The 20,746-nt window shown below is 58.7% G+C and carries 16 protein-coding genes and 1 pseudogene; 11 read left to right on the top strand and 6 right to left on the bottom strand.

What is annotated here, in order from left to right:
* Nucleotides 1–164 precede the first annotated feature (164 nt).
* A complete protein-coding gene (mltG, locus tag ACLD9W_RS05915; RefSeq protein ID WP_410841153.1) occupies nucleotides 165–1,160 on the bottom strand; it encodes an endolytic transglycosylase MltG in 996 nt (331 codons plus the stop codon).
* 138 nt (nucleotides 1,161–1,298) lie between these two features.
* Between mltG and ACLD9W_RS05910 the strand changes: the two genes are divergently transcribed.
* The 6 genes and pseudogenes from ACLD9W_RS05910 to galU all read left to right on the top strand — a co-directional run bounded on the left by ACLD9W_RS05910 (nucleotide 1,299) and on the right by galU (nucleotide 7,520).
* The gene (locus tag ACLD9W_RS05910; protein WP_410841152.1) at nucleotides 1,299–1,724 is read left to right on the top strand and encodes a DUF4870 family protein; all 426 of its coding nucleotides are present in this window, start codon (nucleotides 1,299–1,301) and stop codon (nucleotides 1,722–1,724) included.
* 80 nt (nucleotides 1,725–1,804) lie between these two features.
* Nucleotides 1,805–2,353 (top strand): 1,6-anhydro-N-acetylmuramyl-L-alanine amidase AmpD, encoded by a 549-nt coding sequence (gene ampD / locus ACLD9W_RS05905; RefSeq protein WP_410841155.1) that lies wholly within the window; start codon nucleotides 1,805–1,807, stop codon nucleotides 2,351–2,353.
* A gap of 84 nt (nucleotides 2,354–2,437) precedes the next feature.
* Entirely contained in the window at nucleotides 2,438–3,919 is a 1,482-nt protein-coding gene (locus ACLD9W_RS05900; RefSeq protein WP_410841151.1) for a cell division protein ZipA C-terminal FtsZ-binding domain-containing protein, read from the top strand.
* A 144-nt stretch (nucleotides 3,920–4,063) separates the two neighbouring features.
* A pseudogene (ligA, locus tag ACLD9W_RS05895) lies at nucleotides 4,064–6,251 on the top strand (NAD-dependent DNA ligase LigA); the annotation flags it as partial.
* The gene (locus ACLD9W_RS05890) at nucleotides 6,227–6,574 is read left to right on the top strand and encodes a BRCT domain-containing protein (protein ID WP_410841154.1); all 348 of its coding nucleotides are present in this window, start codon (nucleotides 6,227–6,229) and stop codon (nucleotides 6,572–6,574) included. The pseudogene ligA and the gene ACLD9W_RS05890, both read left to right, overlap by 25 nt.
* 67 nt (nucleotides 6,575–6,641) lie before the next feature.
* On the top strand, nucleotides 6,642–7,520 hold the full coding sequence (gene galU, locus ACLD9W_RS05885) for a UTP--glucose-1-phosphate uridylyltransferase GalU (RefSeq protein WP_410841150.1): 879 nt from the start codon (nucleotides 6,642–6,644) through the stop codon (nucleotides 7,518–7,520).
* A gap of 66 nt (nucleotides 7,521–7,586) precedes the next feature.
* On the opposite strand, the gene ACLD9W_RS05880 is transcribed toward galU, so the two are convergent.
* Nucleotides 7,587–8,087, bottom strand: a complete 501-nt coding sequence (locus tag ACLD9W_RS05880) for a hypothetical protein (protein ID WP_410841149.1) — start codon at nucleotides 8,085–8,087, stop codon at nucleotides 7,587–7,589.
* Nucleotides 8,088–8,291: 204 nt separating this feature from the next.
* Here ACLD9W_RS05880 and ACLD9W_RS05875 point away from each other — a divergent pair, with 204 nt between their 5' ends.
* The 4 genes from ACLD9W_RS05875 to ACLD9W_RS05860 all read left to right on the top strand — a co-directional run bounded on the left by ACLD9W_RS05875 (nucleotide 8,292) and on the right by ACLD9W_RS05860 (nucleotide 13,102).
* Nucleotides 8,292–10,427: a M3 family metallopeptidase gene (locus tag ACLD9W_RS05875; protein ID WP_410841148.1), complete on the top strand. Its 2,136-nt coding sequence runs from the start codon at nucleotides 8,292–8,294 to the stop codon at nucleotides 10,425–10,427.
* A 241-nt stretch (nucleotides 10,428–10,668) separates the two neighbouring features.
* The gene (locus ACLD9W_RS05870) at nucleotides 10,669–10,974 is read left to right on the top strand and encodes a hypothetical protein (RefSeq protein WP_410841147.1); all 306 of its coding nucleotides are present in this window, start codon (nucleotides 10,669–10,671) and stop codon (nucleotides 10,972–10,974) included.
* 151 nt (nucleotides 10,975–11,125) lie between these two features.
* Nucleotides 11,126–11,575: a transferrin-binding protein-like solute binding protein gene (locus ACLD9W_RS05865; protein WP_410841146.1), complete on the top strand. Its 450-nt coding sequence runs from the start codon at nucleotides 11,126–11,128 to the stop codon at nucleotides 11,573–11,575.
* Between the two features lie 111 nt (nucleotides 11,576–11,686).
* Nucleotides 11,687–13,102, top strand: a complete 1,416-nt coding sequence (locus ACLD9W_RS05860) for a surface lipoprotein assembly modifier (protein ID WP_410841145.1) — start codon at nucleotides 11,687–11,689, stop codon at nucleotides 13,100–13,102.
* A gap of 655 nt (nucleotides 13,103–13,757) precedes the next feature.
* Here ACLD9W_RS05860 and bamC read toward each other — a convergent pair.
* From bamC to ACLD9W_RS05840, 4 genes are all read right to left on the bottom strand, one after another.
* Entirely contained in the window at nucleotides 13,758–14,879 is a 1,122-nt protein-coding gene (gene bamC / locus ACLD9W_RS05855) for an outer membrane protein assembly factor BamC (protein WP_410841144.1), read from the bottom strand.
* 22 nt (nucleotides 14,880–14,901) lie between these two features.
* Nucleotides 14,902–15,777, bottom strand: coding sequence for a 4-hydroxy-tetrahydrodipicolinate synthase (dapA, locus tag ACLD9W_RS05850; RefSeq protein WP_410841143.1), 876 nt, complete (start codon nucleotides 15,775–15,777; stop codon nucleotides 14,902–14,904).
* Nucleotides 15,778–15,974: 197 nt separating this feature from the next.
* Nucleotides 15,975–16,838 (bottom strand): RNA polymerase sigma factor RpoH, encoded by an 864-nt coding sequence (gene rpoH, locus ACLD9W_RS05845; RefSeq protein WP_410841142.1) that lies wholly within the window; start codon nucleotides 16,836–16,838, stop codon nucleotides 15,975–15,977.
* 250 nt (nucleotides 16,839–17,088) lie between these two features.
* On the bottom strand, nucleotides 17,089–19,497 hold the full coding sequence (locus ACLD9W_RS05840) for a penicillin-binding protein 1A (protein WP_410841141.1): 2,409 nt from the start codon (nucleotides 19,495–19,497) through the stop codon (nucleotides 17,089–17,091).
* A gap of 149 nt (nucleotides 19,498–19,646) precedes the next feature.
* Here ACLD9W_RS05840 and pilM point away from each other — a divergent pair, with 149 nt between their 5' ends.
* Nucleotides 19,647–20,744: a type IV pilus assembly protein PilM gene (gene pilM, locus ACLD9W_RS05835; protein WP_410841140.1), complete on the top strand. Its 1,098-nt coding sequence runs from the start codon at nucleotides 19,647–19,649 to the stop codon at nucleotides 20,742–20,744.
* Nucleotides 20,745–20,746: the final 2 nt, after the last annotated feature.

Genomic DNA, 20,746 nt, shown 5'->3' with positions numbered 1-20,746 from the left:
CAGACGGCCTCACGTTTTCAGACGGCCTCACGTTTTCAGACGGCCTCACGTTTTCAGACGGCCTCACGTTTTCAGACGGCCTCACGTTTTCAGACGGCCTCACGTTTTCAGACGGCCTCACCGTTTGCAAACGGCTTCTGTAAACAGGAAGGCCGTCTGAAAGTCTATTTTTGTTTCAGGATGTAGCGGCGTACGGCGGCGTTGTGTTCGTCGAGGGTGTGGCTGAACTGGCTTTTGCCGCTTTTGTCCATTTTGGAGACGAAATAGAGGTATTTTTCCGCCGAGGGGTGGGCGGCGGCTTCGAGGGCGGCTTTGCCGGGCAGGGCGATGGGGGTGGGGGTGAGGCCGGATCGGGTGTAGGTGTTGTAGGGGGTGTCGCGCTGCAAATCGGCTTTGCGGATGCGGCCGGCGTAGGCGTCGCCCATGCCGTAGATAACGGCGGGGTCGGTTTGCAGGCGCATGCCGTCGTTGAGGCGGTTGACGAAGACGGCGGCGACGTGGCGGCGGTCGTCGGGGTGGGCGGTTTCCTTTTCGATGATGCTGGCCATGGTGAGCAGCTCGTAGGGGGTTTTGTAGGGCAGGCCGCTTTGGCGCTCGTCCCAGGCGGCGGCGAGGTTGTTCTGCATGGTGCGGTAGGCCAGGCGGTAGATTTGCAGGTCGCTGCCTCCGGTGTCAGTTTCGTAGGTGTCGGGGGCGAACAGGCCTTCGGCGTGCGCGGCGGGGGCTTCGGGGTCGATTTCTTTGAGCAGGCGCTCGTCGCTCCAGCCTGCGGTGTCGTGTTGCAGGTCGGCGGTGTTGTCGATGATTTTGCGCATTTGCGCGAAACGCGTGCCTTCGATGATGCGTATGGTGACGGTGTCGGTGTCGCCGCGTTTGAGTTTTTGCAAAATCTGCCAGGCGGAGGCGTTTTGCGGCAGTTTGTAGCTGCCGCCGCGCAGTGTGTTGTGGGTGCCGGTGAGGTAGGCGGCGGCGGTGAGAACGTGGCGGCTGTAGATAACGCCGTCGGCTTCGAGGCGGCTGCCGACGGCAAAGATGCCTTGCCCGCTGCCGATTTTGAGGCGGTAGGGTTCGGGGCGGGTTTTCGGCGCGAACAGCAGGGCGGCAAAGGCGACGGTTGCCAGGGCGAGGGCGGCGAAAACCGTATAAAACACTTTTTTCATAACGGGATAGGCGAAAAACAAAGGGCGGCAGTATAAAGGCAACGGCTGCGGCGGGCAATTTCAGACGGCCTGTTTGCTTCGGCGGCGCGGCGCGGGTAAAGTGCGGCTTTTGACATTTTGTGCGGTGAAGGAGCGGCAATGGACAGACAAAACGGCAATGCGCGCGATGATGTGATTGATGTCGAACCCGTGTGCGTGGAAACGCGGCAGGACGGCGTGCCCGATGCGGCGGAGGAGCGGCGGCGCAACTATATGTATGTGATTTACGGTCTGTATGCGGCGGCGGTGTTCACCGGCGGCATGGCGGCGCTGATCGGCGTTATCATCGCCTATGTCAAAGGCGACGATATGGCGGGTACGTTTTACGCCGACCATATCCGTTTTCTGATCCGCACGTTTTGGGGCACGCTGCTGGGATTTGCCGTCGGCGGCGTGCTGGCCGTTATCCTGATCGGCATACCGATACTCTGGCTGGCTTCGCTGTGGTATCTCTTCCGCGTTGTCGTCGGCATCGTGCGCCTGTTCGACAATCGTCCGGTTACGCCCGACGGCTGGCTGATGTGAGGCCGTCTGAAAACCAATCTTCCGCGTGCAGGCCGTCCGATGCTTTTTCAGACGGCCTGCACGAACATTGGAGCAAAACGATGAACGAATGGAACCAAGGCCGCTGGCAGGGCGCGCGGCAGGCATTTTCGCCTAACTGCGAACCGCGCCCCGCAGGAGAGCGCGTCACGCTGGCGGTGATACACAATATTTCCCTGCCGCCTTTCGAATACGGCACGGGCGCGGTGGAAAAGCTGTTTGCCAACCGAATCGACGCGGCGGAACACCCGTTTTTCAGCGTCATTAAAGACTTGCGCGTGTCCAGCCATTTTTTTATCGCGCGTACGGGCGAGACGGTGCAGTTTGTTTCCTGCGACGACACGGCCTATCACGCGGGCGTGTCGTCGTTTCGCGGGCGGGAAAAATGCAACCTGTTTTCCGTCGGCATCGAAATAGAAGGCTGCGACTTCGAGCCGTTTGCCGACGCGCAATATCAAAGCCTGCGCCGCCTGCTGGCCGCCCTTTGCGCGCAGTATCCGATTGAATCCGTGACCGGCCACGAGCACATCGCCCCCGGACGCAAAAGCGACCCCGGCCGTTTTTTCGATTGGGACGCCGTGGCCGCATGGGGCTTTCAGACGGCCGTCTGAAACCGGGCGGCGGCCAAAAGTGATGAAGATAGCGGTTTTCCGTTATAATCGCCGCCGTTTGATTCACAACATGCAGACAAACGTATGGACGGAAAAATCTGGATTGCGGCGGCGTTCGGCCTGCTGATTATCCTAGGCGTGATCGCCTACAACATGTATCAGGAAAACCAATACCGCCGCCGTATGCGCGAGCAGTTCGGCAGCTCCGACAAAGACGCCCTGATGGAAAGCCACACCCAGTCGGTGCGCGACGGCAAAACGCACGGCGCGGCAGACTTCCGACAAGACGGGCAGGGCAGACAGGGCAAGCCGCTGGTGGTCGTGCGCGAAGCCGACGTTTCCCAAATCGAAACGCCCGCCGCCGAAACGCCGCCGCAGCTGTCTGAAAAACCTGCCGCGCCGCAGATCAAAGCGAATGCCGCCGACCTGTTCGACGAAGCGCGGAGGCTGTCTGAAAACGCCGATGCCGTGGCGGAAAACGAAGAAGACGGAGAAGGAGAAAGTGAAGAAGAGCGCCGCCCGCTCTCCTTTGCCGAAAAACTCGAACGCGAACGCCGTCTCGCCCGCGAAAAAGCCGCCAAAGTCATGGCGCAGATTCTCTCCGACCGCAAACCCGAAGCCGAAGATGGCGAATCCGTCCTGCAAGAAGAAGGCGCGGCCGAAAACGCCTACGTCTTCGCCACCGTCGGCAGCCCCGAACACGCGCAGGAAAAAGCCGCCCGTAAAGGCCGCCTGCTGATGGACTTGGACGATATGGTCAAACAGGAATTGCCCTGGTTCGAGCCGCGCTTCGACTACATGGCCTACATCGCCCTGCGCGAGCCGCAGGAATTCCGCACCCTGCCGCGCTTCTCCGGCCGCCACCGCTTCCGCATCGCCGGCTGCACCATGGACGGCCTGTGGCAGGAAGTCGAACCCGTGCCCAATGTCTACTACCAGGGCTTTATCGTCGCCATGCAGGCCATCTCGCGCAAGGGGCTGGCCACCACGCAGGAGTTGGAAGATTTCGGCCGCCAGGTGGACGAATTTGCCGCCAAGCTTGATGCCGGCATGAAACTGATGGACATCCCCGCCTTCCTCGAAACCGCCCGCCCGCTCGACGAATTGTGCGAGCGCGTCGACCAAACCATCGCCATGCACCTGATTTCGCGCACTTCCGTCAGCGGCAGCGAACTGCGTGCCGCCGTGGAGCGCGCAGGCTTTGCACTCGGCCACGACGGCGCCTTCCATCTCGACGGTGGCGACGGCCGCACGCTGTTCAGCATCGTTACCATGGACGGTAGCGCCTTCACCGCCGCCCTTTTGGCCTCGCAGCCCTACAAAGGCTTCAGCATCCTGTTCGACATTCCCAACGTGCCCGCAGGCAGCAAAAACTTCGACCGCTTCATGGATCTGACCGTGCGTTTTTCCAGCGAACTGGGCTTGGATTTGGTGAACGACAAACTGGAAGAGCTGTCGATGGAATGGCTCAAAGACGTCGGCCGCTACGTTGTCGCGCGTCAGGACGAAATGCTGAAAGTCGGCATCGAACCCGGCGGCGAGTTGGCGCAGCGCCTGTTTTCGTAAACGCCGCCGCAGGCCGTCTGAACGCAAAAGGCCGTCTGAAAAGTTTTCAGACGGCCTTTGAACAGCCCGTAAAAAACACCTTTCCCCAATCATTGTGAAACCGCGCTTTCAGACGGCCGTCTGAAACCCCCATCCCATCACGCCATGAACGACACCGCACAAAAAATCCGCGAATTAACCGACCTCATCAACCGCTACGGCTATGAATACTACACGCTTGACGCGCCCAGCGTGCCCGATGCCGAATACGACCGCCTGTTCCGCCAACTCGAAGCCCTCGAAGCGGCGCATCCCGAGTTGAAACTGCCCGACAGCCCCACCCAGCGTGTCGGCGGCGCGCCTTTATCGGGCTTTGACGAAGTGCGCCACGAAGTCCCCATGCTTTCGCTCACCAACGCCTTTTCGCCGCAAAACGAACAAGGCGCGTTCGACCATGCCGAAATGCTGGCGTTTGACGAGCGCGTGCGCGGCGGCTTGGGCGGCGCCAATCCGCAATATGTCATCGAACCCAAGTTCGACGGCCTCGCCATCAGCCTGCTCTACCGCGACGGCGTATTGGTGCAGGCAGCCACGCGCGGCGACGGCGCAACAGGCGAAGACGTAACGCAAAACGTGAAAACCGTATCCAATATCCCGCTGCGGCTGCACGGCGAAAACACGCCCGCGCTGATTGAAATCCGTGGCGAAGTCTTGATGCTCAAAGCCGATTTTGCCGCGCTCAACCGCCGTCAGGAAGAAAGCGGCCAAAAGCCCTTCGCCAATCCGCGCAACGCGGCGGCCGGCAGCCTGCGCCAGCTCGATTCGCGCATCACGGCGCAACGCAAGCTGCATTTTTTCCCTTACAGCATCGCGCGACAGCAAGGCGGCGTATCCTGTGAAGCGCACATTCAGGAACTGGCGTACTGCGGCGAACTCGGCTTCAGCCTGCCCGAAGGCAACTACGGCTGTTTCGACAGCATCGCCGAAGTTTTAAACTTTTACGAACAAATGCAGCAAAAACGCCCCGCCCTGCCCTACGAAATCGACGGCATGGTCGTGAAGGTCAACAGCCTAGCGCAGCAGCGCGAACTGGGCTTCATCTCGCGCGCGCCGCGTTGGGCGATTGCCCACAAATTCCCGGCCGAAGAAGCACTTACCATCGTCGAAGCCATCGACGTGCAAATCGGCCGCACAGGCGCGGTAACGCCCGTTGCCCGTTTGCAGCCTGTGTTTGTCGGCGGCGTTACCGTAACCAACGCCACGCTGCACAACCAAGACGAAGTGTCGCGCAAAGACGTGCGCGTGGGCGACACCGTGGTGGTGCGCCGCGCGGGCGACGTGATTCCCGAAGTGGTGCGCGTGATTTTCGAGCGCCGCCCGATGCAGGCCGCGCCAACGGTTTCAGACGGCCAAGCCGATTTGTTCGGCGGAGTGCCGTCCCGAGAGCGGGAGGCTTCGCATTCTGAAAACGGCACGCCGCTTTACCCGCCCTACCGCCTGCCCGCGCAATGCCCCATCTGCCAAAGTCCCGTCGAGCGCGAAGAGGGCGAAGCCGTGGCGCGTTGCAGCGGCGGCATGCTGTGCAGTGCGCAAAGGGCACAGGGTTTGATTCATTTTGCCTCGCGCAAAGCGATGGACATCGACGGTCTGGGGCAGAAACAAATCGAGCAGCTGGTGGCGCAAAACCTCGTGCGCCACTTTGCCGACCTCTACCGCCTCGACGTACCGACGCTGCAAAAAATGAAAGAGGCCGCTGAACAAGGCGAAAGGCCGTCTGAAAGCGGCGAAACCGATTCAGAATGCGAAGCCTCCCGTTCTCGGGACGGCCTCATGCCCGTTACAACCAAAAGCAAAAAACAGCCGACCAAGTGGGCGGAAAACATCCTTTCAGGCATCGAAGCCAGCAAAACGCCCGACCTCGCCCGTTTCCTGTTTGCCCTCGGCATCCGCCACGTCGGCGAGCGCACCGCCAAAACCCTCGCTCAGGCTTTCGGCACGCTCGACACCGTGCGCCGCGCCCCCGAGCCTGTACTCGCCTGCCTGCCCGACATCGGCGAAGTCGTCGCCCGCTCCGTTGCCCACTTTTTCGCCCAAGAGGCGCAGCAGGCGATGATAGACGAGCTGCTGGCCGCAGGCGTGTCGCCCAAAGCGCAGGCCGTCAGCCTGCGCGCGGCCGACTACGCCGAGCCGCAACGCTGGCTCGCCCGTTTGCCCGGTTTCAAAATCAGCGAAACCAAAGCCCAAGCCCTGTGGGAACTCGCGGGCAAAAACGCCGACGCGCTGTTTACCGACCAAGCCCTAAGTGCCGACTGGCAGGCATGGCGCAGCGTGCCGCAAAACGCCGCCCTGTTGCGCCATACCGTCGCATTTTTAACCGAGCTGGCCGACAGGCCGTCTGAAAACTCCGCAGGCGGCGGAAACGGCGTTTCAGACGGCCTCAACGAGTCCGTAGCAGGCAAAACCTTTGTCCTCACCGGCACCCTGCCCACGCTCAAGCGCGACCAAGCCCAAGCCATGATTGAAGCCGCAGGCGGCAAAGTCTCCGGCAGTGTGTCAAAAAAAACCGATTACGTTGTCGCCGGCGAAGCCGCAGGCAGCAAGCTGGAAAAAGCCAACGCGCTGGGCGTGGCCGTATTGGACGAAGCCGCGCTGCTGGCCATGCTGGGTAAAGCCTGACAACAATGGAGGCCGTCTGAAAACCTGTTTTCAGACGGCCTCCGTATGGAAAATATGAAAGAGACCAATGAGCACCAAGCCGATTAAAAAAGCCATATTCCCCGTTGCCGGTTTGGGCACCCGTTTCCTGCCCGCCACCAAGGCCAGCCCGAAAGAAATGCTGCCCATCGTCGACAAGCCCCTGATCCAATACGCCGTCGAAGAAGCGATTGACGCGGGCTGCACCGAAATGGTGTTCGTCACCGGCCGCAACAAACGCAGCATCGAAGACCATTTCGACAAAGCCTACGAACTCGAAACCGAGCTGGCAATGCGCCACAAAGACAAGCTGCTCGAACACGTGCGCGACATCCTGCCGCCCGATATCACCTGCCTCTACATCCGCCAGGCCGAAGCACTCGGCCTGGGTCACGCCGTCTTGTGCGCCCGCGCCGCCGTCGGCGACGAACCCTTTGCCGTTATCCTCGCCGACGACCTGATTGATGCCCCGCAAGGCGCGTTGAAACAAATGGTCGACATCTACAAGCAAAGCGGCAACAGCGTCTTGGGCGTGGAAACCGTCGACCCCGCGCAAACCGGCTCCTACGGCATCGTCGAAACGGAAAAACTGAAAAATTTCCAACGCATCACCAACATCGTCGAAAAACCCAAGCCCGCAGAAGCGCCGTCCAATCTCGCCGTGGTCGGCCGCTACATCCTCACCCCGCGCATTTTCGACCTGCTCACCAACCTGCCGCGCGGTGCGGGCGGCGAAATCCAGCTCACCGACGGCATCGCCCGCCTGCTCGATCACGAATTCGTCCTTGCTCACGCCTTCGACGGCAAACGCTACGACTGCGGCAGCAAACTCGGCTACCTCGAAGCCACCCTCGCCTACGGCCTCAAACACCCCGAAACGGGCGCGGCCTTCCGCGAATTGTTAAAACAGTACGCGCAGCAGGCATAACTCCGACCTGTAAAAAGGCCGTCTGAAAACCCCGATTCGAGGTTTTCAGACGGCCTTTTTGTATTGCTAAGCCTCGGACGCCCGACGCAGACGGCGGCGAAACAGAAAATCGGCAACTGCGTATACGGCGAAGACAAGAACGAAGGCCGCACCCGCGTGGAGGAAGGTGAACAGCTTGAAATACAGCGGCACGACACGGCCGTTTTCGAGGCGGTAGCGGGTGGTCATCGTCCAGCCGCCGCCGCTGACATCCATTTGGTAAACGCCGTCGGCAAAGGTACACAGCCTCAATTCCCGCTCCGGCCAGTCGCGGCAGAGCGGATTGGCCGACGGCGCGGGCGGCAGGGTGCAGGGCTCGGATTTCGCGCCCAAAGGCTCGGCGCGGCAGCCGCCTTGGCCGTCGGATGTGGCGAAGCGGAAACTTTGGTGCGGCGCGTCGCCCGCCGCGTAATGCTCGCCGGGCAGCTCGGACAAGCTGTGGGCGATTGCCCACAGCAAAGGAAAAAACAGCACAAATTGCAGCAGCCGCCACCAAAGCGGCAGATTCGGGCGCGGGGCAGGGGACATGGTTTATCCTTTGTCGGAGGCCGTTTAAAAAGGCCGTCTGAAAAGGGCAAACGTTTTTTCAGACGGCCTGATGTACGCACGCCTGCAAACGGGCGCGGGTATTATGCGGTTTCCGCTTCGGAATGCAAAATGCGCGGCTGTCTTGCCGATTTCGTAAAGACACGTTAAATTATACCGTATTCCACAAACCAAAAAGGAAAATCCATGCAACTTCACCGCCGCCGTTTTCTGCAAACGGGCGCAGCCCTTGCCGCTGCGTTTGCCCTGCCGCTGCCCCTGTCTGCCGCCGCGCAGCCTTTGCCGCTGCCCTTGCCGGAGCATCTGAAAAACAATCCACTCTTAACATTCGGCCGTCTGCCCGACTTTGCCGCCGTCAAGCCCGAACACATCAATCCTGCGGTGGATTTTCTGCTGAAAAAACACCGTGAGGCGGTGGAAACTTTAAGCTGCCTGCCCGACATCACTTGGGAAAACTTTTACCTGCCGCTGGAAGACATCACGGCCGATTTGGAATACGCCTGGGGCATCGCCGAGCATCTGGTGAGCATGAACGGCTCCGACGGCCTGCGCCGCGCGTTTGAAACGGCCGAGGCCAAAAGTAGCGAATATTGGGCTTGGTACGGCCAGCATACGGGGCTGTACCGCGCGTTTGAAAAGCTGAAACACAGCGCGGCGTTTGCGGATTTTTCGCAAGCGCAAAAGGCGGCGGTGGAATTGGCGCTGCGTGATTTCAAGCTCTCGGGCGTGGCGCTGCCTGCGGCCAAGAAAAAGCAGTTTGCCGACATCAGCCGCCGTTTGAGCGAATTGCGCACCAAGTTTGACAATAATTTGGTGGACGCGGTAAAGCATTGGGAAAAAACCGTCGCCGACAAGGCGGATTTGGACGGCCTGCCTGAAAACGCATTGGCCGCTGCCGCCGAATCGGCCAAAAGCAAGGGCAAAAAGGGCTACCGTTTTACGCTGGATTACCCTTCGTACTCCGCCATCATGACCTACTGCCGCAACCGCAAGCTGCGCGCCGAACTCTACCGCGCCTACGCCAACCGCGCCGCGCTGCGCGGCAAATGGGACAACACACCCGTTATCGAAGAAATTTTGAAGCTACGCCTGCAACAGGCCAAACTCTTGGGCTACCGCAACTACGCCGAATACGCGCTCTCCACGCGCATGGCCGAAAGCCCGCAGCAGGTATTGGGTTTTCTCAACGATTTGAAAACGCGCAGCAGGGCGCAATGGTTTAAAGAAACCGAAGAGCTACAAGAATACGCGCGCGCTTCAGACGGCCTCGACAAGCTCGAAGTGTGGGACACCGCCTATTACGCCGAAAAACAAAAAACCGAGCGCTATGCCGTGGATAAAGAAAGCCTGCGGCCGTATTTCCCGCTGGAAAAAGTCTTGTCCGGCCTGTTTGCCGTGGCAAACCGCCTTTACGGCATCAGCGTGCGCGAGAAAAAAGACGTGTCGGTGTGGCATCCCGACGTGCGCTTTTTTGAAATTTACGACGAGGCCGGCCGCCACGCCGCATCGTTTTACACCGACATTTTCGCCCGCGAAGGCAAACGCGGCGGCGCGTGGCAAAAAGGCTGGCTCAGCCGCTGCCGCCTTTCCGACGGCACAGAGCAAAAACCCGTGTCGTTTATCGTGTGCAACTTCGGCAAATCGGCCGACGGCAACAACCTGCTTTTGCACGACGAAGCCGTAACCCTGTTCCACGAATTCGGCCACGGCCTGCACCAAATGCTCACCCAAATCAACGTCGCCGCCGTATCCGGCATCAACGGCGTACCGTGGGACGCGGTGGAATTTCCCAGCCAGATGCTGGAAAACTGGGTATGGAACAAAGAAGTATTGCCGCTGGCTTCCGGCCACTACCAAACCGGCGAACCCCTGCCGCCCAAGCTCATCGACGGCCTGATTGCCGCCAAACGCTACCTTGCCGCCCGCCAGCTCAACCGCCAGCTCGAATTTGCCCTCAGCGATTTCCGTCTGTATCACGAATATCGCGGCCAAGCGGGCTTGGTGGACAAAATCCGCCGCGAGCTGCAACAAGGCTCGCCGCTGCCCGAACCTGACTGGGTACACCGCGCCCAATCGTTCGGCCACATCTTCAGCGGCGGCTACGCGGCAGGCTATTACAGCTATCTGTGGGCGGAAGTATTGGCCGCCGACGGCTACGCCTATTTTGAAGAACACGGCGTACTCAGCCGCCAAGCGGGGCAGCATTTCCTCGACACCTTCTTGGGTCAGGGCGGCTCGCGCAAAGTCGCCGATATGTACCGCGCCTTCCGCGGCCGCAACCCCGACACCGCCGCGCTGCTGAAATCCTACGGCATCAAATAGGCCGCCCGAACGCGCCGCATATTGGTGTCGGCAGCAAAAGGCCGTCTGAAAACATACTGTGGTTTTAACTTCGTTGCAGCTTCGTTTTCAGACGGCCTTTTCTTGGGCAATCCCGATAAAATTGCCGACAGAAAATATATTTTCCATTACAATGCCGCCGTGTCGAAAGACATGTTTTTACAATAGTTAACCTGAATTTTTTAAGGAATCTGCATTATGAAAACATTGAAACTGACTGCACTTGCTTCCGCCGTTATCCTCGGCCTTGCCGCCTGCGGCAGCGGGGGGGGGGGGACGACCTGCCGAACGTAAATTCCACGCCCAACGCCAACCAAAACGGCAATCAGAACAACAACCAAGGCGGCAACCAGTCCAAACCGTCGAATCCCTCGAATCCTTCCAATCCGTCGAAACCGACTACTCCTTCCAAACCGACTACTCCGTCGAAACCCACCAATCCTTCCAAGCCCACTACACCGTCAAAACCTGCCGCATCGGCACAAGGCGGCAATGCCTACGATACTACCGGTATATCTGCACACACTAACTCGGCAACAAAAACCAGCATCAGCGGCGACAAAGACTCCGTCATCACTATCGGTAAGCATAAGATTACCGTTGTCCGTCCGGGAATCACTGCCGGTAAATTCCTGAAAGTTATTGATAAAAATGGCAGTATCGAAGTTAGCGGAAGCAACTTGAGCTATGTCCGTTTCGGTACGGCCACAGTTTTCACGCCAAGTGGAGCTGAGGAAAAATCGTATGAGTTTGCTTACGGCAAGCTGACGGCTGCCAATGATATGCCTGTATCCGGCAAGGCCACCTATAAAGGTTATGTGCATACCGAAACTGCTCTCGCAGGGTATCTTAATGCGTCTTTATTTAATGTTGATTTCGGCAAAAAAACCATTGACGGAAAGATTTATGACGCATCTGATGTGGCACCCTCCAAGGCTTATGTGGCTTTATCCGGAAAAATCAGCGGCAACTCGTTTAGCGGCACAAAAGGCGCAGTGGAAATGCAGGGCAATTTCTACGGTCCGAAGGCGGCCGAGTTGGGCGGCATTTTTAAAGGACAAACTGATTATGGCGAGAATAATGGAAACTATCTTGGCATAGTCGGCTCCTTCGGCGCGAAAAAACAGTAAGCCCGTCCGCCTTACCAAGCCTCAGCCCGTCCGCCATACCGGCCGGACGGGCTTTTCCCCTTTTTTCAGAAACGCCATCCCCGCACAGGCGGGGACGGCCTCTTTACCGCCATGCGCTATCCCATCCTGATACTCTGCGCCGCCGCCTGCGCGGCCGCCGCCGACCCCCTGTCCGTCCCCCACGACGACAACCCCGATCCCAACCGCAGCCAAATCCGCCAGATGCAGCACGAAACTCGCCCGCCCGTTCCCGAAAGCGAAGGCGGGGACGAAGCAGTCTCCATGAGCGAAGACGATCTGGTGGCGCAGCCCGATTTGCTGCAAAACGCCCTCGACACCGCCGTGGCGCGCCAGCAGACCGGCAACATCCGCTTCCTGCTGCCGCTCTACCGCCGTTTGGATGAAAAACGGCGCGACGCGGTGCTCGAAGCCTACGCCGAATCCTTCCTGCTGCGCGAAGACGGCCAATATGCCCGCGCCGAGGAAAAGCTGCGCGCCATTCTCGCGCAAAACCCCGGTTACGCCCCCGTGCGCCTGCAACTGGCGCTGACCCTGTCGCAAAGCGGCCAAACGCGCGAAGCTGCCGCCGAAGTGGCGAAAGTGAAGGCGGTGCCCGATTTGCCGCCCGATACCGCCGCCTATCTCGACAGTTTTTCCGCCTATCTCAAACGCGAACGCGCCTGGCAGTTTGACGCCAACGCCTACTACATCGCCGAGCGCAATGTCGGCCGCGCGCCGAAAGAGCGCGAATACGGCCCGTGGCGTTTTCCCGAAGCGCGCGCCGCGCACGGCTTGGGCTACGAAGCCTCGGCCGGCAAAACCGTGCCGCTGAAAAAGCACTGGGCGGCGCGGGTGCAGGCGTCCGTTTACGGCAAATTCTATTGGGACGCGCACGATTACGACGATTTGAACGCCCGCATCGAAGCCGGGCCGGTATACCGCAGCGGCAGCGGCGAAACCTCGCTGATGCCGTTTGCCGAAAAACGCTGGTACGGCACACAGGCCTATTCGCACACCGCAGGCGGCGTGCTGCGCCATTCGCACAATCTGTCGGCGAAGACCATGCTGTTCACCAGCTGGCAGACGGGCTACAAGCAGCATGGGGAGCGCGACCATCTCGACGGCGCAAGCCACGGCGGCGCGCTGTCGCTGGTGTACCAAAGCTCGCCGCAGCAGTATTTCGTTTTCGGCGCGGGCGCGGGGCGCGAAAACGCCCGCGACCCCTCGGAAGCCTACCGCCACGGCAGCCTGCGCGCGGGCTGGACGCGCCACTGGTCGGGCGGCGAAGGTTTGGCGACTTCGCTCAACGGCAGCATCCGCCGCAGCCTCTACCGCGCCGAAGATTTCTTCAACATCCGCCGCCGCGACACGGAATATTCCGTCCGTGTTTCGGCCGGACATAAGAAGCTGTCGTGGAAAGGCTTCACCCCGCGTCTGAACTGGACTTGGTCGTATCTGGCCAGCAACCATTTCTACTACCGCCGCCACGAGAGCCGCGTTTTCCTGGATGTGTCCAAACAGTTTTGAGCACCTTTCGGACAAACGGCAAGAGGCCGTCTGAAACATTCAGACGGCCTCTTTATTCCGCCGCCGCATTTCACTCCCCCTCCTGCGCCCGCCGTACGGCTCGCGCGAGGGAGGGATAGGGAGGGGCGGCAGTCCGCAGAACTGCTCTGTGCCGAAGCCCTGCAAAAGTTGCCGTTGCGGCACAAACCCCTGGTACAACCCCGCAGGGCGGGATGGGGAACAGGTTTCAGACGATATCGGCAAGCGGCTTCAAGCTGCCAGAGGCCGTTTGAAAGCCTGCTTCTGCCCGCCCCTCTGTTCCCCGAACAAACCAAGCGGAACAACGGAGCATTGGCAGGACGAACCTTGCCGCTGCGTGTTTTCAGACGGCTTCAAACAGGTTGGCAGTCTGAAAGTGCGGTTTGCGTCTTTGCCGCTTTCAAAAAACCGCCCGACTGCCGTCATTCCCGTGCAGGCGGCAATCTTGGCGCGGGGCAAAGCAGTATTTTGTTGTCCGAACGTTTCCGCACGCCGAAAAGATTCCCGTCTGCGCGGGAATGACGGCGGCGTTTGTTTTCAGACGGCCTCGGAGGGGTTTGGCAAAGGTTTGCAGATAAAAAAGGCCGTCTGAAAAGCCCTTTCCGGGGTTTTCAGACGACCTTTTGCGGATACGCAGTCAGCGCAGTTCGGTGTGCAGGCGGGCGAGCCAGGTGGAGGCTTCCGATCCTGTGTAGCGGCTGCCGTCTTTGTTGAGGATTTGCAGGCGCGCGCCGTTGGCCGTGGGTTCGACGAAGACGATCAGTTCGGGAAGCTGTTGGGCTTCGGGGGCTTTTTTGCCGAACAGGCGGCCGATGAGGCCGGGTTTTTTCGTGCTGACCGAGGTGCTTTCGTTTTGTGCGGGCTGCACGAGGAAGGCGTGTTTTTCGGTGTTTTGGCCGATAACGGTCAGGCCGATGCGGTCGAGGGCGAGGGCGGTGCGGCGCCAGTTGCGCTGATAGTCGCCCGACAGAAGGAGGCTGCCGTTTTCGAGTTTGGCAAGACCGGCCGCGCTGCCGCTGTCGGCGGTTTGTTGGAGCTGGTTTTGGATTTGCTGCTCGTCGGCGCCGAGGTATTGCATGAAGCGGGCGAGGAAGGCGGCTTCGAGGTTGGGGTCGTTGGCGCGGGGCTGCCACATGGTGGTTTCTTTTTTGCGGTCGGCGTAGGTTTCGCTCATGCCTTTGTGGGCAAAGAAGATGTCGGTGGCGCCGTTGCGGCCTTTTTCGACGCGGATGATGAATTTGTCGCGTTCGCTGGTGGAGTAGATGCCGCCGAGACCAATTTTTTCGAGGATGCTGCGCAGGCCGCCGCCGGCGAGTTTGGCGCGGTTTTCCGCCCAGTCGGTTTCCATTTGGCCGATGGAGGGTTCTTCGGAGGCGATGGTAAAGCCGCTTTCCTGCCAAAAGGCTTTGAGCAGCGGCCAGAGTTCGGCGGGCTGTTTGCCGGAGACGGTGAGCCAGCGCTGGCTGCCGTCGCGTTCCATTTTGACGCCTTTGACGCTGCCGAGGACGGTTTGTCCGGCGGCGGTTTGTTTGGCGGCGTTGTTGCGGTTGAAGTCGCTGGCGCGTACTGCGCCGACTCCGGCGGGCAGTTGGTAGAGGTTGCCCTGGTTGGGGTTGTTCAGGTCGGGCGGGACTTCGAGGCTGACGATTTTGCGGTTTTCCGACTGGTAGTCGAGTTTGGGTTGTTCTTTTTTGCTGCCCGAGCAGGCTGAGAGGCCGATGAGGGCGATGGCGAGTGCGGCGGGTTTGATGGGATTCATACAGACTCCGTGTGGGATGAAATCAAATCAGTCCGGCGGTTTGCAGTGCGGCGCGCACTTTGTTTTGGCCGTCGGGTGTGAGGGGGATGATGGGCAGGCGGACGTGTTCGGTGCAGACGCCCAGTTGCGCGGCTGCCCATTTGGGTGCGGCGGGGCTGGGTTCGCAGAACATGACGTCGTAAACGGGGATGAGTTGTTCGTTCAGGCGGCGTGCTTCTGCGATGTTGCCGGTGAGGGCGGCGCGGCACATGTCGGCGAAGAGTTTGGGGGCGACGTTGGCGGCGACGGTGATGACGCCGTGGCCGCCGCAGAGCAGGAAGGGCAGGGCAGTGGGGTCGTCGCCGGAGTAGACGGCGAAGCCTTCGGGGGCGCGGTTGATGAGGTCGATTTCGCGGGCAAGGGCGCCGCTGGCTTCTTTGACGCCGGTGATGTTGGGGATTTGTGCCAGGCGCAGGATGGTGTCGTTGTTCATGTTGACGACGGTGCGGCCGGGTACGTTGTAGATGATCATGGGGATGTCTACGGTTTCGGCGATGGTTTTGAAGTGGCGGTAGATGCCTTCCTGCGAGGGTTTGTTGTAGTAGGGGACGACGGAGAGTGTGGCGTCGGCGCCTGCTTTTTTGGCGGCTTGGGAGAGTTCGACGGCTTCGATGGTGTTGTTGGCGCCTGTGCCGGCGACGATGGGGATGCGTTTGGCGGCGTGTTTGACGGCTGTTTCGATGACGAGGGTTTGTTCGGGGATGGATAGGGTGGCGGATTCGCCGGTGGTGCCGGCGATGACGAGGGCGTCGGTGCCGTTAGCGATGTGCCAGTCGATCAGTTTTTCGAGTTGGGGGAGATCGACGCTGCCGTCTTCGCGCATGGGGGTGACCAGTGCGACCAAGCTGCCTGTCAGCATAGTGAAAGCCTTTGTAGGTGGTTGGAAAAAAACGCGCGGATTGTAGCGTAAGTACGGCGCGCTGTGCAAAAGGCCGTCTGAAACGGGTGGCGCTTGTTTTTCAGACGGCCTTTTGTTGTGTGTTTGCCGGTTTGAGGCAGTCTGAGAAAGAGGGATGTTGGGACGGGGTTTTGTGGTTTCAGACGGCCTTTGGCGGATTATTGTTCGGCTTCTTCGGCGAGAAAGCCGCGCAGTTTCTGCATGGCTTTGGCTTCGATTTGGCGGATGCGCTCGGCGGAGACGCCGTATTCGGCGGCAAGCTGGTGGAGGGTGAGGCCGCCGTCGTCTTGCAGCCAGCGGGTTTCGACGATGCGTCTGCTGCGGTCGTCGAGTTTGGCGAGGGCGTTTTGCAGGCCTTCGGTTTGCAGGGCGTAGTGGGCTTTTTGTTCGATTTGGCGGGTGGGCTCGGTTTCGTGGTCGGCCAGCCAGTCGATGGGGGCGAAGCTGTCTTCGTCGTCGCTGTTGTCGGCGAGGAGGGCGACGTCTTTGCCGGTCATGCGCTGTTCCATTTCCATGACTTCGGACAGTTTGACGCCGAGGTCGTCGGCGATGGCCTGGGCTTCTTTCGGCGACAGGGCGGACAGGGATTTGCGCATGGAGCGCAGGTTGAAGAAGAGTTTGCGCTGGGGTTTGGTGGTGGCGACGCGCACGAGCCGCCAGTTTCTTAAGATAAATTCGTGGATTTCGGCTTTGATCCAGTGGACGGCAAAGGAGAAGAGGCGGGCGCCGCGGTCGGGTTCGTAGCGTTTGACGGCTTTCATCAGGCCGATGTTGCCTTCTTGGATGAGGTCGGCCTGGTTGAGGCCGTAGCCGTCGTAGCCGCGGGCGATGGAGACGACGACGCGCAGGTGGGACAGGATGAGTTGTTTGGCGGCTTCGACGTCGCCGCTTATTTTGCGTTCGGCGAGGTTGTGTTCTTCTTCGGGGGTGAGCATGGGGATGCTGTTGACGGTGTGGATGTATTGTTCCAGGCTGCCGTGTCCGCTGGGGACGGGGAGGGTGATGGTTTGACCTGTGGCCATTGGTGTTTCCTCAAATCGGATGGTGTTTCTGCTGGGACGGCTGTCCCGAAAGGCGCGTAGTTTACGCTATTTTTATGCTAAAAAACGCATGGCGGCGGTTAAGACGCTTTTTATTTCTTTTATTAGGCGGTTCGGGGGCGGTGTTTCAGACGGCCTTTGTGTTTTCAGACGGTCTGTGGGGTGCGGCCGTCTGAAAACAGGAAACGGCAGCTTTGCGGGCTGCCGTTTTGCCGTTGGATTGGCGGCTGTTTTAGAAGAGGTCGTCCAAGTCGGTGTTGTTGACGGGGCGGCGGTTGCTCGGCTTGATTTCCTGTTCGTCTTGGTTGACGTTGGTCGGCCTGAGTTCGCGCTCGGCTGCCGCGCCGCTGTCGGTGTCGGCGGGTTTGCCGATGGTGCCGTCGGAGTCGGAGCGGCTGCTGCTGTTGTCGATGCGCAGCGAGGGGTCGGTGGTTTGGCGCTCTTTATAGAAGTATTCGCCGCCGCGCAGAACCATGCCGCCGGGTACTTTCATGCCTGTGCTCGGTTTGCCTTTGAGGGCGTGGCGCATGTATTCGACCCAGACGGGCAGGGCGATGGTGCCGCCATAGCCGGCGCGTCCCATGCTGCGCGGTTTGTCGAAACCGATGTAGACGGCGGTGACGATGTCGGGGTTGAAGCCGACGAACCAGGCGTCTTTGTTGTCGTTGGTGGTGCCGGTTTTGCCGGCAATGTCGGAGCGGCCGAGGGCGAGCGCGCCGCGTGCCGTGCCGTATTTGACGACGTCCTGCATCATTTTGTACATGATGTAGGCGTTGCGCGGGTCGATGACCTGCGGTGCGTTTTCTCCGGCGACGAGGGGCTGCATCTGCGCTTTCAGATGATCTTGCGAGTCGTAGATTTTGTCGATGACGTAGGCGGACACTTTGTAGCCGCCGTTGGCAAATACGGCGTAGCCTTCGGCCATTTGCAGAGGTGTGCTCGATCCTGCGCCCAGTGCCATGGAGAGGTTGGCCGGGTGGTTGTTGGGTTTGAAGCCGAATTTTTGGATGTACTGCTGGGTGTAGTTGACGCCGGTAGCCATCAGGATGCGGATGGAGACCATGTTTTTCGAGCGGGTCAGCGCGTGGCGCAGGGTGATGGGGCCGTCGTAGCGGCCGTCTGAATTTTTCGGTGTCCACGGACGTCCGCCGCGTCCCGCGCCGGGGATGGAGATGGGGTCGTCGTTAATCAGGGTGGCGGCGGTCATGCCTTTGGACAGCCCCGCGGAATAGACGAAGGGTTTGAATGATGAGCCGGGCTGGCGCATGGCCTGGGTGGCACGGTTGAAGTTTTTGCTGTGGAAGTTGTAGCCGCCGACCAGTGCGCGGACGGCGCCGGTGCGGGCATCCAGTGCGACGAGTGCGCCTTGCAGTGCGGGCTCTTGTGCGATGCGCCAGCCGCTGCCTTTGACTTTTTGTACGCGGATGACGGCGCCCGGACGGATTTGCGTTTCTTCGAGTTTGGCGTTGAGAACGGCATTGCGCGCGCCGCCCATTTGTGCGGGCGTCAGCTGGATGCGTTCGCCTGTGGTGATTTGGGCGGTGATGCCTTTGTTTTTCGACGCGGTGATGACGACGGCCGGTTCCAATCCGTCTACCGCATGCATGGTGGACAGATATTTGCCGACAATTTCTTCGGTGTCTTCGTCGGTGTCTTTGCTTAATTCCAGATAGCCTTCCGCACCGCGGTAGGCGCTGCCGCGGTCGAATCCGCGCAGGGTTTTGCGCAGGGCGTTGGTGGCGACGCGCTGGCTGTCGGTGTCGACGGTGGTGTAAACCTTGAAACCCTGCGTGTAGGCGTCTTCACCGTATTTTTCATAAAGCTCCTGGCGCGCCATTTCGGCAACATATAAGGATGTTTGGTCGATGTCTTGGACATGGCGCTCGTAATGGAGTTCTTCGTTGAACGCGGCGTTTTTTTGCTCGGGTGTGATCATGCCCAGTTCGACCATGTTGTTCAGGATGTATTCCTGACGCTGTTTGGCACGTTTGGGGTTGACCAAGGGATTGGCAGCCGAGGGGAATTTGGGCAGGCCGGCCAGCATGGAGGCTTCCGCCAAAGTCAGCTCCTGAACCGGTTTGTTGAAATAGACTTGCGAAGCGGCTGCAAAACCGTAGGCACGCTGCCCGAGATAGATTTGGTTGAAGTACAGTTCCAAAATCTGGTCTTTGGTTAAGGATTGTTCGATTTTGTAGGCCAGCAGGGCTTCGTTGAATTTCCTTGTCAGCGTTCTTTCGTTGGTGAGGTAGAAGTTGCGCGCTACCTGCTGGGTAATCGTGCTGGCGCCGGACTGTACGCCGCCGGAAGTGAGGTTGCCAATGATGGCGCGGCCGACGCCGATAACGTCTACGCCCCAGTGGTCGTAGAAGCGTTTGTCTTCCGCGGCAATAACCGCGTTTTTCAACACTTGGGGGAAGTCTTTGATTTCGGTAAAGGCGCGCCGTTCCTCACCATAAGAGCCGATCAGCTTGCCGTCTGAAGAGTAAATCATCAAAGGCATTCTCGGCTGGTAGTTTTGCACGGCATCTAATGAAGGAAGTTTGGGATAGGTTGTCAAAACGGCGATGGCCAGCAGACCGACAGCAAACAGAGCCAGCCCGATGAACAGACCGATAAGGGTGGTGAAAATTTTTTTAATCATGACTAAGTAATATTTACCCCAAAGGGTATTAAATAAAGTAAAATGGTCTTAACGTTTAAACAGGGCGGTAATTTTATTGCCGCTCCTTCTTATCAACCGCTTACGGAAGCCGATATTGTAACCAATATTATTTGGCAGGGAAATGAGTTATGCGTTTAACAAAAAGTCAAAAAAATACAAAAGGTAAAGCTTCTTCCAGTTTTTCCTCACGTGCGTCAGTGGGGATTGATATTACCCAAGATGCTGTAAAAATCGTTCAGTTGTCGGGGCGTAATTTGAATCAAGTGCAGTTGGATAATTACTCTATTGTCCGGTTGCCGAAGAATATTATCAAGGGTGCAATCGTTCAGGATTACGATCAGCTTGTAGCGTACTTGCAACATGCATATACGCAGCTGGGAGGTAATAGCCGCAATATCATCGGCGCCATTCCGCAGTCGCTGGCTAATATAGAAACTGTAACCTACAACGAAAAAGATGCCGATATGGATTTGGCAGATTTTGTCGAGCTTGAGGTCTCGCAGCAGATGCCCTTGGATGAAGTTAATTATGACTATCGGGTTGTTCAAGAGGGAACGGGTTCGGCAGGTAAGAAGGTGTTGGTGGTTGCTGCGCGAAAAGAAGATCTGGAGCCTAGGCTAGAAGTGTTTGATAGCGCTGGTTTGAGTTTGCAATCGTTAGATGTGGATGTGCTGGCTCAGGCTAATGCTTTTAATTATTGGATGGATAGGCAAAATCCTGAGTTTTTGTCTGACAAAGTCATGGTCGTTCATATTTCAGAGGATGAAATGTCTTCCTTGGTGTTGCAAAACGGTCAAATTCTGTATCGGCAAGAATCCGCTTTGGGTGGTGAGCAGCTTTGTCAGTTAATCCAGCGAACTTATCAGGTGAGCGATGAGCAGGCTAAAGTTATGCGTAAGAGTGAAAATAAGCCTGCTGATTATCAGATTCAGGTGGCTGATCGTTTCAATGCCCAAATTGCTCAGGAAGTCCAACGTGTTTTGCAGTTTTACTACACCACTCAGTCGGGTGAGCAGTTTGCCAATGTAAGGAATATATTCCTTACCGGATCAGCTTCTACTCAGGCTAATTTGGCAGAAACAATTTTTTCTCAAACAAATACATCGGCTGAATGTGTCGATCTGACAACTTCTGTTTCAATTGGGATGAAGGCAGATGCTTCTGAAATGCAGCAAGTTGGTTCGGAATTGGCAATAGCATTTGGTTTGGCATTAAGGGGATTGTAATT

The organism is Neisseria sp. WLZKY-1 (assembly GCF_046546535.1).
Classification (GTDB): Bacteria; Pseudomonadota; Gammaproteobacteria; order Burkholderiales; family Neisseriaceae; genus Neisseria.
This window is presented reverse-complemented; position numbering and strand designations above follow the sequence as displayed.